Origin of the sequence: Acetobacter pomorum, from assembly GCF_002738225.1 — a bacterium.
Taxonomy (GTDB): Bacteria; Pseudomonadota; Alphaproteobacteria; order Acetobacterales; family Acetobacteraceae; genus Acetobacter; species Acetobacter pomorum.
The window spans coordinates 18898-34028 of the sequence record NZ_PEBQ01000087.1 but is presented as its reverse complement, the minus strand read 5'-3'; the positions used below and the strand labels follow the sequence as shown (position 1 = coordinate 34028).

Annotated in this window: 13 protein-coding genes and 1 tRNA gene; 9 read left to right on the top strand and 5 right to left on the bottom strand. The window is 53.5% G+C overall.

Features of this window, described 5'->3' with window-relative positions; genetic code table 11:
• The first annotated feature begins 4 nt into the window (after positions 1-4).
• Positions 5-1342: a bifunctional folylpolyglutamate synthase/dihydrofolate synthase gene (locus CSR02_RS05605; RefSeq protein WP_099540866.1), complete on the top strand. Its 1338-nt coding sequence runs from the start codon at positions 5-7 to the stop codon at positions 1340-1342.
• A gap of 49 nt (positions 1343-1391) precedes the next feature.
• On the opposite strand, the gene CSR02_RS05600 is transcribed toward CSR02_RS05605, so the two are convergent.
• Positions 1392-1466 (bottom strand) — tRNA-Thr (locus CSR02_RS05600).
• Between the two features lie 73 nt (positions 1467-1539).
• Between CSR02_RS05600 and cysS the strand changes: the two genes are divergently transcribed.
• The gene (gene cysS, locus CSR02_RS05595) at positions 1540-2973 is read left to right on the top strand and encodes a cysteine--tRNA ligase (RefSeq protein WP_099540865.1); all 1434 of its coding nucleotides are present in this window, start codon (positions 1540-1542) and stop codon (positions 2971-2973) included.
• Positions 2970-3740, top strand: a complete 771-nt coding sequence (locus tag CSR02_RS05590; protein WP_099540864.1) for an RNA methyltransferase — start codon at positions 2970-2972, stop codon at positions 3738-3740. The genes cysS and CSR02_RS05590 overlap by 4 nt, the downstream gene beginning before the upstream one ends.
• 67 nt (positions 3741-3807) lie before the next feature.
• On the opposite strand, the gene CSR02_RS05585 is transcribed toward CSR02_RS05590, so the two are convergent.
• Complete coding sequence (locus CSR02_RS05585) at positions 3808-4473, bottom strand: alpha/beta hydrolase (RefSeq protein WP_003623374.1); 666 nt, start codon at positions 4471-4473, stop codon at positions 3808-3810.
• A gap of 447 nt (positions 4474-4920) precedes the next feature.
• Between CSR02_RS05585 and CSR02_RS05580 the strand changes: the two genes are divergently transcribed.
• From CSR02_RS05580 to CSR02_RS05555, 6 genes are all read left to right on the top strand, one after another.
• Positions 4921-6105: a cysteine desulfurase family protein gene (locus tag CSR02_RS05580; RefSeq protein ID WP_099540863.1), complete on the top strand. Its 1185-nt coding sequence runs from the start codon at positions 4921-4923 to the stop codon at positions 6103-6105.
• Positions 6106-6113: 8 nt separating this feature from the next.
• Positions 6114-7277, top strand: coding sequence for a cysteine desulfurase family protein (locus CSR02_RS05575; protein WP_099540862.1), 1164 nt, complete (start codon positions 6114-6116; stop codon positions 7275-7277).
• A gap of 77 nt (positions 7278-7354) precedes the next feature.
• On the top strand, positions 7355-7669 hold the full coding sequence (locus tag CSR02_RS05570; protein ID WP_042786453.1) for a ferredoxin family 2Fe-2S iron-sulfur cluster binding protein: 315 nt from the start codon (positions 7355-7357) through the stop codon (positions 7667-7669).
• A gap of 27 nt (positions 7670-7696) precedes the next feature.
• Entirely contained in the window at positions 7697-8779 is a 1083-nt protein-coding gene (gene mnmA / locus CSR02_RS05565; RefSeq protein WP_042786454.1) for a tRNA 2-thiouridine(34) synthase MnmA, read from the top strand.
• 25 nt (positions 8780-8804) lie between these two features.
• The gene (locus CSR02_RS05560; RefSeq protein WP_099540893.1) at positions 8805-9476 is read left to right on the top strand and encodes a glutathione S-transferase; all 672 of its coding nucleotides are present in this window, start codon (positions 8805-8807) and stop codon (positions 9474-9476) included.
• Between the two features lie 57 nt (positions 9477-9533).
• A complete protein-coding gene (locus CSR02_RS05555; protein ID WP_099540861.1) occupies positions 9534-10631 on the top strand; it encodes a glycosyltransferase family 4 protein in 1098 nt (365 codons plus the stop codon).
• A gap of 18 nt (positions 10632-10649) precedes the next feature.
• On the opposite strand, the gene CSR02_RS05550 is transcribed toward CSR02_RS05555, so the two are convergent.
• From CSR02_RS05550 to CSR02_RS05540, 3 genes are all read right to left on the bottom strand, one after another.
• Positions 10650-11270, bottom strand: coding sequence for an RluA family pseudouridine synthase (locus tag CSR02_RS05550; RefSeq protein WP_095045786.1), 621 nt, complete (start codon positions 11268-11270; stop codon positions 10650-10652).
• A 53-nt stretch (positions 11271-11323) separates the two neighbouring features.
• On the bottom strand, positions 11324-13996 hold the full coding sequence (locus tag CSR02_RS05545) for a DNA translocase FtsK (protein ID WP_183172636.1): 2673 nt from the start codon (positions 13994-13996) through the stop codon (positions 11324-11326).
• A gap of 149 nt (positions 13997-14145) precedes the next feature.
• Complete coding sequence (locus CSR02_RS05540) at positions 14146-15120, bottom strand: glycosyltransferase family 2 protein (RefSeq protein ID WP_052013474.1); 975 nt, start codon at positions 15118-15120, stop codon at positions 14146-14148.
• Positions 15121-15131 lie beyond the last annotated feature (11 nt).

Sequence of the window (15131 nt, the reverse complement as noted above, 5' to 3'; positions counted from 1 at the left end):
TTCCATGACAAAAGTAGCAGCCTCTGGCCCGACAGCAGAATTTACGGGCCGGACCGGCGCGGTGTTGGAACGGTTGAATAACCTGTATCCCGCACTGATTGACCTTTCCTTGGGCCGGTTAGAGGCGCTGCTGGCAAAGCTGGGGCACCCGGAAGAAAAATTGCCTTCCGTTATCCATGTTGCTGGTACAAACGGGAAGGGCAGTACGTGTGCGACTCTGCGCGCGATTGGTGAAGCCGCAGGCTGGCGCGTGCATGTTATGACATCCCCTCATCTGGTGGATGTAACAGAGCGCTTCCGTATTGCCGGTAAACTGGTAAGCGAATCGGAACTGGTTGCCACGTTGGAGGAAATTGAGCGGGTAAATGATGGTGCGCCCATTACCGTATTTGAAGTTCTGACGGCTGCTGGCTTTCTACTGTTTTCCCGGCACCCGGCTGATCTGGCCATTATTGAAGTGGGGCTTGGTGGCCGGTGTGATGCCACAAATGTGTTGCGGAAGCCTGCTGCATGTATTGTGACCTCCGTCTCGCGCGATCATGAGGCTTTTTTGGGGGATACGCTGGAGGCTATTGCGGCAGAAAAGGCGGGTATCTTTAAGCCGGGCGTGCCTGCTGTAACAGGCAATCAGCCAGAAGCTGTTATGAAGGTTCTGCAAGCGCAGGCGGATAAGGTGAGGGCTCAGCTTTATCGGCGAGGGACTGAATGGTCAGTTACGCCGCAAAAAGGTGTGGAATCGGCCAAGAGTGAACTGATATTTGCGGATAAGGCCGGAGAATTCACATTACCGCAGCCTGCATTGGTTGGGCCGTGGCAGATTGAAAATGTTGGTCTTGCGGTAGAGGCATTACGTGTTTCTGGCCTGCATGTGCCAGCACAGGCGTGGCAGGGCATTGGCCGGGTGCAATGGCCTGCCCGTATGCAGCAACTTCATGGCAAATTGGCATCTCATCTTCCTAAGGGATGGGAGCTTTGGCTGGATGGCGGCCATAATCCCGGAGCGGGGAATGCCTTGGCGCAGGAACTGGCACAATGGAAGGATCAACCCTTGCATGTGCTGGTAGGGATGAAGCAAACTAAGGATGCCACAGGGTTTTTGCATCCGGTTTTGCCGTTTGCATCCAGCGTATGGGCTATTTGTGAGCCACAACAGCATCTGGCATTGCCTGTAGAAGCCATTGTGAAAGCTTCTGGTGGAAAAGCCCAGGTTGGACCAACACTGGTTGAAGCGCTTGATGCATTGGTTGCACAAAACCCACAACCACATGCGCGCGTGCTGATTTGCGGTAGCCTGTATCTGGCAGGTGTTGCCCTTAAGCAGGATGGATGGGTAGCCGCGTAAAAACCGGCTGCCAGACCCGCAATACCAAATTTTGAATGGGGAGAAAAAGTGGTGCCCCCAGTAGGATTTGAACCCACGACCTACCGCTTACAAGGCGGTTGCTCTACCACTGAGCTATAAGGGCACTGATGCGTCTTTACGCAGGGGCAGAATTAAGCTGAAACCACCCCCTGCCGTCAAGACCTGTTTTTGTATTGATGAAAGGTTTTTTGGCGCAGCGGGATATTGCATCCAAACCGCTGCTGGCGCATCTAGGCTGCATGCCGCATTCTCATTTTCCTCCTCACCCCGTTCTATCCCTGCACGATAGCCAAAGCCGTGCCACGGTGCCGTTTACGCCTATCGATCCGGCACATGTAAAAGTCTATTACTGTGGACCCACAGTGTATGACTTAGCCCATATTGGTAATTTGCGGGCCATGCTTACGGCAGATGTGCTGGTGCGCTTGCTGCGGCATATTTATCCACGCGTAACGTTTGTGCGGAATATCACGGATGTTGATGACAAGATTACTGCTCGCGCCCGTGCGAATGGTGAGGATATTGGCTCTCTAACCCAACGCACAACGGAAGAGTTCCATCAGGATCTGGCTTCCATGAACGTGCTGCCGCCGGATATAGAGCCACGTGCAACGCATAATATTGGTGAAATGCAGACTATGATCGCGCGGCTGATTGAAAACGGCCATGCGTATGAAGCCGAAGGGCATGTGCTGTTTTCGGTCGGCTCATTTCCATCCTATGGCGCACTTTCAGGCCGCAACCCCGAAGAGCTGGAAGCTGGGGCTCGTGTAGAGGTTGCCCCCTATAAAAAAGCGCCGGGTGATTTTGTGCTGTGGAAACCATCGGATGCAGACCAGCCGGGATGGGATAGTCCTTGGGGTCGTGGCCGACCGGGCTGGCATATTGAATGTTCAGCCATGTCTCATCGTTATCTGGGAGATAGCTTTGATATTCATGGCGGTGGGTCAGACCTTCTGTTCCCGCACCATGAAAATGAACGTGCCCAGAGCTTGTGCTGCTTCCCACATGGCAAGTTTGCCAATTACTGGGTGCATAATGCCATGCTGCTGGTTGAGGGCGAGAAAATGTCCAAGTCTTTGGGCAATTTTCTGACGATTCGGGATGTGCTGGCACAAGCCCCGGCAGAGGCTTTGCGTCTGCTGCTGTTGGGGGCGCACTATCGCTCCACTCTTAATTATACACAGGCCGGTTTGCAGGAAGCGCGTAAAACGCTGGATCGGTTCTACCGTGCACTTGCTGCGGGGCCTGTGCCCCAGGCAGATGTGCCAGAGAGTGTGTTGCAGGCACTGGCGGATGACTTGAATACACCCAAAGCCATAGCAGAATTACATGCACTTGCCGCACAGGCTCTGGCAGGAGATAGGCAGGCCGCTGGTGGCCTTAAAGCGGGTGCAGGCATGCTAGGTCTTTTGCAGGGAGACCCGGAACAATGGTTCAAAGGCGATGCATCTGATGAAGATGCCGCTATTGAAGCTTTGATTAACAAGCGTCTGGCGGCTCGTAAGGCACGGGATTTTGCAAAGGCAGATGCGCTGCGCGATCAGCTTCAGGCACAAGGCATTGTGTTGGAAGATACCAAAGATGGCACAAGCTGGAGGCGCGCATGACCGGGCGGGATGGTGGCGCACCTTTAGAGCCAATAGGCAATACGCCGGTTGTTATTTTGGTACGCCCGCAAATGGCAGAAAATATTGGCACCACGGCCCGCGCCATGGCCAATGGGGGCCTTTTTCATTTACGGCTTGTTAGCCCGCGTGATGGCTGGCCGCAGGAGCGTGCATGGCGGGCTTCCTCCGGGGCAGACCGGATTCTGGAAGCGGCAACAGTGCACGAAAGTGTAGATGATGCCGTGGCAGACCTGCACCATGTTTATGCAACTTGCCCGCGCCCGCGGCATATCATCAAGCCCGTGTTAACGGCGCGTGGTGGTGCAGCGGAATTGCGCGCAGCAACAAGGCGCGGGCTAAGGGTTGGCCTAATGTTTGGTCCCGAACGCGCGGGCCTTGATAATGAGGATATGGCGCGTGCGGATGCGCTTATTCGTTATCCGCTCAACCCAGCTTTCATGTCGCTCAATCTAGCACAGGCTGTCATGATCATGGCGTATGAATGGTGGATGGCTGATGATCAAACACCCCCGCGTGAACTTATGACAAATGAGACCCACGTAGCCACCAAAGGGGAGCTGGAGAATTTTCTGCAACATCTGGAGCGTGAACTGGATGATTGCGGTTTTCTGCGAAATGAGCAGAAACGCCCCGGCATGGTGCGTAACCTTCGCCACTTTTTTACACGTGGTGAGGTGACAGAGCAGGAACTACGCACACTGCACGGCGTTGTAAGAGAGCTGGCGCATCCACGCCGCAAAGACTGAAGGATTTGCGGGGGAATATACCTGCTGCCAGCCAGTAAGTTAAAGGCTGGCAGCGGGAAAGCATGTTTTAGTCTGCTGCCAAAGGCATGTTGTGGTGTGCCATGGCTTTGGTCACATGGTCTTCCACCGCGTTGGTGATCTTATCGACCTGCTTGGCGAAAATATGGTCCGCTTCGGGGAAAACACGGTAATCAACTGTTACACCTTTTTGGGTGTTCAGCTTATCCACCAGTTTATGAATGGCAGGCTCTGGGGCCATATCATCCTTGCCGCCGGCAATCATCAGGCCGCCACAGGGACATGGTGCCAGAAAGCCAAAATCATAATGCGCGGCAGGCGGCGCAATGCTGATCCAGCCGGTAATTTCAGGGCGGCGCATCAGCAATTGCATGCCAACAAAAGCGCCAAAAGAATACCCGGCAATCCATAGCCCACTGGCATTGGGATTAACCATCTGCATCCAGTCCAGCGCTGCGGCAGCATCTGAAATTTCGCCAATACCGCCATCAAACCGCCCCTGAGAACGGCCAACCCCGCGCGAATTGTAGCGCATGACGGAAAAGCCCATCTTTTCGAACGTGCGATACAGCGCATAGGTAATGCGGTTGTTCATGGTGCCACCGTGCAGCGGGTGGGGGTGCAGCACGAGGGCAAGCGGGGCGTTGGGCTCGTTTGAATGGTGATAGCGCCCTTCAAGACGACCATCAGGGCCGGCAAACATAACCTCTGGCATTCGGGTTCCGCTTGATCATGGAAAACGTCCGGGGGCATGACGTTTTCTGGGTCTGTAAACAGGTCTGGTTTAAAACGATGCCACGTTTTCAATCAGACTGCGGGATACACGCCCGCACAATGAAATGCTCAACACACCGTTTCTTTCCGTTTGTGGGGAGGAAACGGAAAAGAACGGTCTTTCAGGTATATGGTGTCTCTGATGTGGAGAGAAAATAGCAGAAGACGTTTTCTGCCGTTGACCTTATGGAAGACACAGGCATAATCATGCACCAAGATTCCGTGGGGATCGTGATGCGTGGGGAAAGAACTTTCTCCTAACGTATTTGAACATGCTTGCGCCTCATGGTGTTGACCATGCGGCTTTCTATAGCGGCTGTCTGGTCAGGATTTCCACATAAATCGTTATAATGGCTGTTTTTCGCCCTTTTAAGTATAGCATGTCTGTGTGGCAGATGGTCTGATTCGGGGCGTTATGACAAGTAAAGCAGAAATAAAACGCAGTGGTTCGGATATGGTTTATCTGGATGCAAATGCAACAGAGCCTTTGCGCCCGCAGGCGCGGGAAGCTTTGCTAGAAGCCGCTGATTTAACAGGAAATCCTTCTTCCGTGCATCGTGCCGGCCGCAAAGCCCGCGCAGTGTTGGAGCAAGCCCGCAACAAGGTTGCACATTACTTGGATGTTGCGCCGCTTAACTGTATTTTTACATCAGGTGGCACAGAAGCCAATGTTCTGGCCATGAGGGGACTCGGCCAGGGGCGCCGGTTTCTGATAGGCCGTACAGAGCATGATGCTGTCCGCAAGGGTGCGCCAGAAGATGCCCCGGTGGCATGGTTGGATGTAGATACCAACGGTCAGGTGCTATTGGATAAGCTCGAACAGGCATTGGTGCAGGAAGAAATGCCCGCTTTTGTGTGTTTGATGCTGGCGAATAATGAAACCGGTGTGTTGCACCCAATTGAAGATGTAGCTGTGTTGTGCCGAAAATACGGGGCACATTTGCATGTGGATGCCGTACAGGCAGCGGGGCGTTTGCCGTTATCTGTTGAAAAAAGCGGCATTGATAGCCTTGCCTGTTCTGGCCACAAAATGGGTGGACCAAAAGGGGCAGGAGTCTTGTTACTACGCGGGCCAGCCCCTGCGCGTGTGCTGCCAATATTTGAAGGCGGAGGGCAGGAACAGGGCCGCCGGGGGGGCACACCGCCGTTGCCGGCTATTGCAGGTATGGTCGCGGCTTTGGGCGCTGCGCTGGAACAGCCACGAAACCTGGCCCCGTTGCGGGATAGTATTGAACAGGCAGCTGTGGCTGCAGGTGCAAAAGTGTTTGGGGCAAATGTGCCCCGCCTGAATAACACTGTCTCTCTGGCATTGGCGGGCAAGCGTGCGCAGGCGCAGCTTATGCGGCTGGATCTGGATGGTATTTGTGTTTCGGCGGGGTCTGCCTGTTCTTCCGGCAAAGTGGCGTTTTCACACGTGCTGGAGGCCATGGGTGCGGGTGAGCTGGCAGGGCAGGCTTTGCGCGTTTCTCTGCCATGGAATGTGACTGAGGAAGATGTGGTGCGTTTTATCGAATCCTACACCCGTATGGCACAAAGCCCGGTAGCTATTGGGTTGATGGAAACTGTGGTGTAATTTGGGGCATGGCATCTTCCATTTATTTCGATCATGCAGCTACCACACCATGTGATCCGCGCGTGCGCCAAGTGCTGTTGGATGTTCTGGACCATGAAAATGGGAACCCCCACAGCACAACGCATGAAGCCGGTATGCGTGCGGCAGACAGAGTGGCGCGTGCGCGGAGTGAGGTTGCCAGCCTGATAGGGGCGGATGCCAAGGAAATCATTTTCACATCGGGCGCTACAGAGGCCAATAATCTGGCCATTAAAGGTGCTGTACGCCATCTGGCGGCTCAGGGTAGCCCACGTAAACGCGTAATAACCGTAGCAACCGAGCACAAATGTGTTTTGGAGAGTGTGCGGGATCTGGCGCAGGAAGGGTTTGAGCCGGTTGTGCTGCCAGTAAATGCAAATGGTCAGCTTGATCCCGCTGTGTTGCATGCAGGCCTACAGGTACCAACGGCGCTTGTTTCCATCATGGCAGCTAATAATGAAACAGGTGTGCTGCAAGATATGCCAGCTTTGGGTCGGGTGGTGAATGAGGCGGGTGCTTTGCTGCATTCCGATCTGGCGCAGGCTGCAGGGAAAATTCCTGTAGATGTGCATGTATGGGGGTTGGCGCTGGCCTCTGTTTCCAGCCACAAGCTGTATGGACCTAAAGGAGCCGGGGCCCTGTTTGTGCGTCGCCGCCCCCGCGTACGTTTGGCACCCTTGTTTTCCGGAGGGGGGCAGGAACGCGGAGTACGCTCTGGCACCGTACCGGGTTTTCTGGTGGCGGCTTTTGGAGAAGCCTGCCAGATTGCAAAGCAAGAGTTGGATGCCGGTTTTGAGCATTTATCCATGTTGCAGCGTGTTTTTCTAAACAAGCTGAATGCTGTGCTACTGGGGTGTGAAATAAATGCAGTTGCGGCGCCACGCTTGCCAGGCATTTTTAATCTGCGTCTGCCCGTAGGAGTTTCGGCACTGGATGTTGTGGCCGTTATGCCTGATCTGGCTGTTTCTTTAGGATCAGCCTGTTCTTCGGCAGAACTGGCCCCATCTTATGTGCTGGAAGCAATGGGGCTGAGCCGGGAAGAAGCGGGAAGAAGCTTGCGTCTCTCTCCCGGACGTTTTACCTCAGCCGCCGAAGCAGAACGCGCGGCAGATAATTTGGCGCAGGCTGTCTTGCGGGTGCGAAGCGTAACATAAGTTACCAAGTTGCAGCCCAACAGCGCGCCATACCCCCACACGCCGCAATGAAACAGCCTTTGGCAGGATGGAAACCAATGCCCCAGATGACATTTGTTGAACAGGACGGAACAGAACACAAAGTGGATGCGCCAGTTGGCCTTTCCGTGCTGGAAATTGCCCATAAGCATGGCATTGATCTTGAAGGCGCATGTGAAGGTTCTTTGGCCTGTGCAACGTGCCATGTGATTGTGGACCCGGCATGGGCCCCCAAGTTGGCCGCCCCCACAGATGATGAAGAAGATATGCTGGATCTGGCTTTTGGGTTGGAAAAAACATCTCGCCTTGGGTGCCAGATTGTCATGACAGAAGCACTGGATGGCTTGGTTGTACGCCTGCCCAGCAAGGCTTGAAGCCGTTTTTAAAAGGATATAGCGCTCATGCGTATACTTGTTGCCATGTCTGGTGGGGTGGATAGCTCTGTTGTAGCTGCCCGCCTTCTGGAGGAAGGGCATGAAGTTGTGGGTGCTACCTTGCAGCTTTACGATTCGCGCGGGGCTGCAAAAAAAGGCGCATGCTGCGCAGGGCAGGATATTCGTGATGCCCGCGCAGTGGCGGACCTTCTGGGTTTTCCGCATTATGTTATTGATGCGGAACGCCGCTTTAAGGATAGCGTTATAGAGCGTTTTGCAGATGCCTATGCATCGGGTGAAACGCCTGTGCCCTGTGTGGCGTGTAATCAGGGCGTGAAGTTTACAGATTTGTTGGGTCTTGCGCGTGAAATTGGCGCAGATGCCATGGCAACAGGCCATTATGTGCGCCGCGTAGAAGGGCCCGATGGTGCAGAATTGCACCGCCCGTGTGATGAAGACCGGGATCAGAGTTGGTTCCTGTTTGCCACCACGCGGGATCAGCTTGAATTTCTGCGTTTTCCCCTTGGTGATATGCCAGACAAGGCAGCGGTCAGGAAAGAAGCCGAGCGTTTTGGTCTGGTGGTTGCCGGCAAGCCCGATAGTCAGGATCTGTGCTTTGTAAGCGATGGATCCTACGTCGATCTGGTTGAAAAGATGCACCCCGAAATGGCAGGCCCCGGTGAAATTGTGGACCAGCAGGGGAAGATTGTAGGCCAGCATGAAGGTGTCATGCGGTTTACTGTAGGGCAAAGCAAAAGGCTGGGAAATGCCGCGCGCCTGAATGGTGAACGCCAGATGGTGGTTGGGGTGGAACCGGGCCGCAGGCGTGTGATTATTGGCCCGCGTGAAAAATCCTTTGTTACGGCGCTTTCCGTGCGGGATGTGAACTGGCTGGTAGACGCGCCTCCAGAAGGTTTAGTCTGCCGGGTGCAAATGCGCGCGCGTGAGGAGCCTCGGGCTGCCCGTGTTGTCCCAACATCCGATGGTGCCATGGTGTATCTGGAAGAGCCTGCCATGCCCGCACCGGGGCAGGCCTGTGTGTTTTATCAGGGCACGCGCATTTTGGGCGGAGGGTTTATCCGCCGGATGGAAGAAACTGTTCCAGCATAAATTGGTAGGCAAAAGGGCACGTATTATGGCTGATGGTCGGCTTGTTATTGGTACACAGCGCTATTCTTCGTGGTCTTTGCGGGGCTGGCTCATGGTCAAGCTGGCACAGCTGGATGTTGATATAGAGGTTGTGCCATTGGCAGGGGGCGGCAAAACCACAGTTCTTAAAACGCTGTCTCCCAACGGATGTGTGCCATATCTGGAACATGAAGGCGCGGTTGTATGGGATTCGCTCTCAATAGCCGAATATTGCGCAGAATATCTGCCTGCACTCTGGCCTGCGGAACGGTGCACGCGTGCCATTGCACGCTCCATATCGGCAGAAATGCATTCCGGATTTCGGGGCGTGCGTTCTGCTCTGCCGATGAACCTGGGGCGGGATGCGCGCCCGTTGGCAGAGGCTCTGGCTGAAGACGTCTTGAAGGATATTGCCCGGATAGATGCCATCTGGACAGATGCGCGCACCCGTTATGGTGTAGATGGTCCATATCTGTTTGGTGCATCATTCGGGAATGCAGATGCCATGTTTGCCCCGATTGTCTGCCGCTTTTTATCTTATGGTGTTACAGGATTATCCGACATTTCCCGAGCATATATGGATGCCGTGCGTCAGTATCCATTGATGCAGGAATGGTATAAAGAGGCAGCGGAAGAACCCGCAGAATGGCAATTGGAGATGTATGAATCCATTCCCTGATCTGGTGTAGCGTTCTGCTGTGTACACCCCAGAGTGCATGATACCGGGAGGGGTAAAATGGCGCGTGCCATGCGGGTTTTAACAGTTTTACCCCCTAAAGAGAGATTTGCACCACAACAGGCTGGGGCTATTGCGTTATTGGTGCAGCGCATGGCGCTGGAAGGGGAAATTGTTGTCGGTTCTCCCCTCTCTGTTCCAAGTTTTCAGAATGTTGCTTTTCAGCCTGTTCCTTCCGTTTTGTATCCGTTTGGACGTATTGGCCGATATATAGCAGGTGTTACCCAAAAAATTCGGCAGCTTCAGCCAGAACTGGTTGAGGTACATAACCGGCCAGATATTGCGTTGGGGTTGTGTAAACGTTTCCCCAATCTTCCGGTGTCTTTGGTGCTGCATAATGATCCGTGCGGCATGAAAAAGGCACGTGCATCAACGGAACGAGAAGCATTGGCCCGCAAGGTGGTTGTGGTTGTTGTATCTGAATGGGTGCAAAAGCGCTTTAAAAGTTCTGGCACAGTAGCAGACGTGCAGGTACTGCCCAATTGCTTGGACTTTTCAGTCCTGCCAACACCATTGCAACCGCGTGAGAAACTGTTGCTGTTTGCAGGCCGCGTTGTGGCAGATAAAGGTGCAGATTCCTTTGTGGCAGCCTGCGCCGAGGTATTACCCTCTCATCCCACATGGCGTGCAGAAATGATTGGCGCAGACAGATTTGGCCCAGATTCTCCACAAACGCCTTTTTTAAAGCAGTTACGCGCCCAGGCGCAGGCGGCAGATGTGGTTATGGCTGGGTATCAGCCCCACCATAAGGTGTTGGAAGCTATGGGGCGGGCGGCCATAGTTGTTATTCCCAGCCGTTGGCCGGAACCTTTTGGGATGGTGGCACTTGAGGCTATGGGTATGGGAGCTGCGGTGGTTGCCTCCCCTCGCGGTGGATTGCCAGAAGTGGTTGGGCATGCCGGGGTTTACGCCAACCCAGATGATGTGCCCGTGCTGGCAAGTGTTTTGCGTGATCTGATGAATGATCCACAAAAGCGCAATCAGATGTCTCTTGCAGGCCAGAAGCAAGCGCATAAATTTGATGCGGAAATGATCAGAAAGAAACGGCAGCTTTTACATGAGGAAATTGTAAAAGCATGGTCACATAAACACACATAACCCTTATTTTTAAAGGGGTTATAGAATGGCTTTTATATCTGGTTTCCACCCACAGGCCAGCAAAGCTGGTTTCATGCCAGATCTGGGTGGCGCAACAGCTGTAATGGGTGAAGATAAAGGCAAAGTCAGGCGTCTGGCTAACAGATGCAATCCTTCAGGATGCGCTGTGCCATATAGAGAATCACCCAGAATAGGCCAGCCCATAGCGGCGCAATGTACACGTGCCTGATGTGTACGCCCGGTTTCAAGAACAAGTTCCAGCCAGCATAAATCCTTATTGCGGCCGAGCACTTTCCACCGCGTTGCAGCAGAGGCGCCCGTTGGAGACGTTACCATCCGCCATCCTTTTTGAGAGGATTGTTTTTCTAGTGGCAGATCTATGCGGCCGGTATCAGTTTGGGGTCCGGTTCGGACAATGGCCCAATAGGTTTTTTGTGCTGTTTTGGTTGCAAATGCCTGTTGCAAGGCCAGTAAGGGTTGCTTGCGTAACGCAATGGCCAGGCAGCCTGATGTATCTGTATCCAGCCTATGTGCAAGCCAAGGCCCATCCTTGCGGCGTGAAAGTTGGGGAAACCAATCTTCAACACAAGGTCCGCCAGCGGGGCCTGCATGTACCGGTAGGCCTGCGGGCTTGTTCAGAATAACCAGATGATGGTCCTGATAAAGGATGGGGGGCTGAGAAGGAAAAATCTTTAATCGTCCTTGTTAGCGCCAACCAACACTTTCCGGCGGCCTACGTGGTCTGCACGGCTGATAATACCTTCTTTTTCCATCTGCTCGATCAGTTTGGCAGCACGGTTATAGCCAATGGAAAGCTTGCGTTGAATGAACGAGGTGGAAGCTTTGCCTTCAGTAGTCACAATGGAAACAGCTTCATCATACATTTCGGATTCGCCGTTGTCGCTGTTGCCAGAGCGGCCTGAACCACTGTTGGAAGATGCGGTTTCATCCACCGGTTCTGCCAACACATCATCATCGTAAACAGGTTCTCCCTGTTCTTTCAGGAAATTAACAACTTGTTCCACTTCGCTGTCCGCCACAAAAGGCCCATGCACACGGGTAATGCGCCCGCCACCTTGCATGAACAGCATATCACCTTGGCCCAGAAGCTGTTCCGCACCCTGTTCCCCCAAAATGGTGCGGCTATCAAACTTGCTGATCACCTGGAAGGAAATACGGGTGGGGAAGTTGGCCTTAATGGTGCCGGTAATAACATCCACAGAAGGACGCTGCGTGGCCATAATGACGTGAATACCTGCTGCACGGGCTTTTTGGGCCAGACGCTGCACGCAGGCATCAATTTCTTTCCCGGCCGTCATCATCAGGTCAGCCATTTCGTCAATAATCACAACGATATATGGCATAGGGTCCAGTGTAACAGATTGTTCCTCAAACACTGGGTTGCCGGTTTCGGGGTCAAACCCGGTTTGCACGCGGCGTACAACCACTTCCCCATCAGCGCGTGCTTCTGCAGCGCGCGCATTGTAACCCGCAATATTACGCACTTGCAGATGCGCCATGGTGCGGTAACGGCGGTCCATTTCTCGTACAACCCATTTCAGGGCGTTTACGGCTTTTGGGGGTTCTGTCACCACCGGTGTGAGCAGGTGTGGAATGCCATCATAAATGGAAAGCTCCAGCACTTTGGGGTCAATCATGATCAGGCGGCATTCATCGGGGGAAAGCCGATAAAGCAGCGAGAGAATCATGGCGTTTACACCAACGGATTTACCCGAACCTGTGGTGCCAGCCACCAGCAGGTGCGGCATGCGCGCCAGATCGCTGAACACGGGCTCACCTGCAATATCTTTCCCCAAAGCCAAGGGAAGCTGCCCAGGATCATTCTGCCATGAAGGCTGGTTGAGCAGTTCGGAAAGATACACGGTCTCACGCGTTTGGTTTGGTACTTCAATCCCCATCACGTTGCGGCCCGGCACGGTGGCAATACGGACACTCAGCACGGAAAGGGAGCGGGCGACATCATCCGAAAGACCGATAATACGTGCTGAGCGAATGCCCGGAGCTGGTTCCAACTCATAGAGTGTAACAACGGGGCCAGCGCTCATACCGACAATTTTGCCCTGCACGCCATAATCAGCCAGCACTTGTTCCAGAAGTCGTGCAGTTGCGTTGAGTGCTTCGGGGGAAGGGCCTGTCCGTGTGTTGGCCGGAGCGGGTTTGAGGAGGTTGAGGGACGGAAGCTCCCACCCGCCTTTACGCACTGTTGTGCCCGCACGTGCTGTGGAGTGCGGGACGTTTTCCTGATGTGCGCTGCCAGAAAACAAACGCCCCAGAATGCCCGGCTTGGAGGATTTTTCAGCAACAGGTGGCGGTGGGGGAGGAGGTGCAACCGGTGTCACAATAGAGGCAGCAGATGTTGGTGTGGTTACGGGTGCAGGGTCTGCTGATGTATGATGTGCCAGTTCCGTCGAAGGAGCCGTGGGTTTTTTACTGTCTTCCTCATTACGTAACATCAATGCTGTGCCAGCCGATGCGGGCGTAGATGTTGGCGTTGCAAAGGGGCCACTATTTTCCACTGATGGTTCATCATGAGAAAACAGGGGCTGCGCGGAGGATTGCGGCTGGCTTTTATAAAGATTGGTTGGTTCTGAAGATGCATAGGAATCTGCGTGTGGTTTGCGGCTGGCGTAGTAACGCACAAAGCGCATTCCCAATTTTCCGGGGAGGCGCAGCAAAACAAGTGTTACACGCCAGATTGCAAACCATTCCTCACGCCGTAGGCCGGTTGCCAAGGCCATAAGCAGAAAAGCCAGTAGCAAACCAAGCAGCCACAGCACCATTCCTCCTGCCGGGCCAATAGCGGCCATTCCGGCAGCAATGGATGTTTGGGCAATAGAGTGGCCAATACCGCCACCAATACCGGCTTGGGTTGGCCAGTTGATGGTGGGCAAGGCCGTGAATAAAAGCGGAAGAGCAGCCAGAAGTGCACCAGAAACAGGTAATAGGCACAAAATGGCGACAACGCGCATGGCAAATACGGGCCAGGATTCATGCCCCAACAGACGGTGGCTCATGAACCGCCATCCCCATGCGATCAGAATTAACGCGGGCAGAATGGCTGCCAGCCCAACACCTTGCAAAAGTGTATCTGCAAAAAAGGCGCCACTCAGCCCCAGCAGATTGGTAGGAGGCTGGCCGGTTGCCGTGTTAAAAGACGGATCATTAGGATTATAGCTGACAAGTGCCGCGAGCAGAGCACAGGCCAGAACACATAGCGCGAGCCCACCACCTTCCTCCAAGCGCAAACGCAAGGTGCTTTTGTGTGAGGAAGGGGAATAATGATCGGATTGCGTGGGGCTTATGCGCGCCAAGGGTGTTGATCCTGACTCCAGAAGCCGAAACATGTTTCCAATGTGTGGGAAAAATGTTTGCGGGTGATTGATGAGAATGATTCGATCTTAGCAGTTGCGGCAATCTACCGTGAACAGCTTTATAGCAGAAGCACTGGATCGTGGTTTTGTTAAGGAATATGCCAAGAAAGTTCGGGTATTATTCAGCCCCATAGAAACCATAGTCTAAAAATAAACTGCTCAGGCCAAGTATATCTGCGCAGTTTGGGTGAGCGCTCAAGCATACGCCATCTGTGCCATCTCCCCACCAGTCCTGATTGTAAAAGCACCAGATGCAACGCGCGTGTAAAATGGCTGTTGTTGAGGGAAAGACAGGTTTGTTTGTTCAGATAAACCAGATTATCCCGAAAAAGAGACATAAACTGCCACGGCCCACGTTTGAGAGCCGCAAGTGCACGTTGAACAAACAAGGCTGGTGCGCCTACAGCATTGTTGCTGTGCTGGCGGTAAAGCAGTGTGGGCTGATTATCCGTAATAACCACGCCATCCGCGCCAGTAACAACCAGATATGCCCACCAATCATGCAGAATATGTTTTGGCGGCGGCAAGCTGCCTTGCAATAAACTGACAGCCGAAGGTGTCAGCATAATCGTGCAGCCTGTGGCAATATTCTGTGTGAGTGCCATTTGGAAACACGGGTTTGATGGAAGTCGCGGTGATATTCCGATTGGGCGCAAATTTGTATCTGTCAGGCGTTGTCGGGAACAATAAAGCACGGGTTTTGAGAGAGCTTTAAGAGCTGTAACACCACGTTCCAGTTTGTTTGGGAACCAGACATCATCCTGATCACAGAATGCAACAAAAAAGCCTGATGGCACATGTTCCAGAAGCGTTGCGTAAGAAAGCACGACTCCTATGTGCGCTGGTGGAGAAACGATTTGCCTGCAACGATGGGCACCAACCTCCGCAGTGAATTGACGCATGCACTCTACGCTTGTGTCTGTAGAGCCGTCATCTCGCCAGAGGAGAATCCAGTTAGTGTAGGTTTGTTGTTTGAGAGAGGCCAGCAGATCGCTTAAAAATGCTGCGCCATTATATGTGGAAAGCAAAACGGCAACAGGAATGGTATCCTGAGAGTGGAAAGGGACCATCCCATGTTGCGCGCTTGGTTTCTGCACCTGACTGCTCA

Coding starts and splice junctions, on each gene's coding strand:
- CSR02_RS05545 (WP_183172636.1), bottom strand. CDS start 13,996: ATGTTTCGGCTTCTGGAGTCAGGATCAACACCCTTGGCGCGCATAAGC.
- CSR02_RS05570 (WP_042786453.1), top strand. CDS start 7,355: ATGCCCCAGATGACATTTGTTGAACAGGACGGAACAGAACACAAAGTG.
- CSR02_RS05555 (WP_099540861.1), top strand. CDS start 9,534: ATGGCGCGTGCCATGCGGGTTTTAACAGTTTTACCCCCTAAAGAGAGA.
- mnmA (WP_042786454.1), top strand. CDS start 7,697: ATGCGTATACTTGTTGCCATGTCTGGTGGGGTGGATAGCTCTGTTGTA.
- CSR02_RS05585 (WP_003623374.1), bottom strand. CDS start 4,473: ATGCCAGAGGTTATGTTTGCCGGCCCTGATGGTCGTCTTGAAGGGCGC.
- CSR02_RS05575 (WP_099540862.1), top strand. CDS start 6,114: ATGGCATCTTCCATTTATTTCGATCATGCAGCTACCACACCATGTGAT.
- CSR02_RS05605 (WP_099540866.1), top strand. CDS start 5: ATGACAAAAGTAGCAGCCTCTGGCCCGACAGCAGAATTTACGGGCCGG.
- CSR02_RS05560 (WP_099540893.1), top strand. CDS start 8,805: ATGGCTGATGGTCGGCTTGTTATTGGTACACAGCGCTATTCTTCGTGG.
- cysS (WP_099540865.1), top strand. CDS start 1,540: ATGAAAGGTTTTTTGGCGCAGCGGGATATTGCATCCAAACCGCTGCTG.
- CSR02_RS05590 (WP_099540864.1), top strand. CDS start 2,970: ATGACCGGGCGGGATGGTGGCGCACCTTTAGAGCCAATAGGCAATACG.